The sequence below is a fragment of the Niveispirillum sp. genome, from assembly GCF_052437035.1.
Taxonomy (GTDB): Bacteria; Pseudomonadota; Alphaproteobacteria; order Azospirillales; family Azospirillaceae; genus Niveispirillum.
Genome location: NZ_JBQVOH010000059.1, coordinates 1 through 540 on the forward strand (window position 1 = coordinate 1; position 540 = coordinate 540).

Below are 540 nucleotides of genomic sequence, written 5' to 3' on the forward strand. Positions count from 1 at the left end.
GTGTCGAACAGCACCGCGTTGGCCTGGGGCGCGTGGAAAGCCAGGCCGGGCGCGTCGATCATGGACAAGCCGCCCAGCGGCAGCAGCAGGCGCACCGGGCCCCGGGCGCGGTTGAGCTGCTCGGCGATGCGCCGCGCCGCCGCCTCCAGCTCCTGGGCGTTGCTGCGCATCAGCGTCACGTTGGCGTTGTGCACGTGGAAGGTGCGGCCCTGGTGCCGTTCGGGAATGGTGGACGGCGCGCCCCAGTTGATCATGTCCAGCGCGCCCACCGAGCCCACCCAGGGCAGGCCATGGCGCGCGGCGGCGTCGAGCCGGTTCGGCCCGGCGTCGCACACGCCGCCGGCCAGGTGCTGGCCCACCTCGGTGGTGGTGATGTCGACCACGGCGCGCAGCATGCCGGCGGCGGCCAGGGCCTCCAGCGTGCGACCGCCCGCGCCGTTGGCGTGGAACACCTGGGTGTCGAAATCGGCCTCGAGCAGCCCGCGCACAGCCTGCACGCAGGGCGTGGTGACGCCGAACATGGTCAGGCCGATGGAAGGC

General features: G+C 73.5%; 1 pseudogene. It reads right to left on the reverse strand.

From position 1 onward, the window contains the following. Positions 1 to 540: pseudogene (locus ACT6Q8_RS25665) on the reverse strand (Tm-1-like ATP-binding domain-containing protein); the annotation flags it as partial.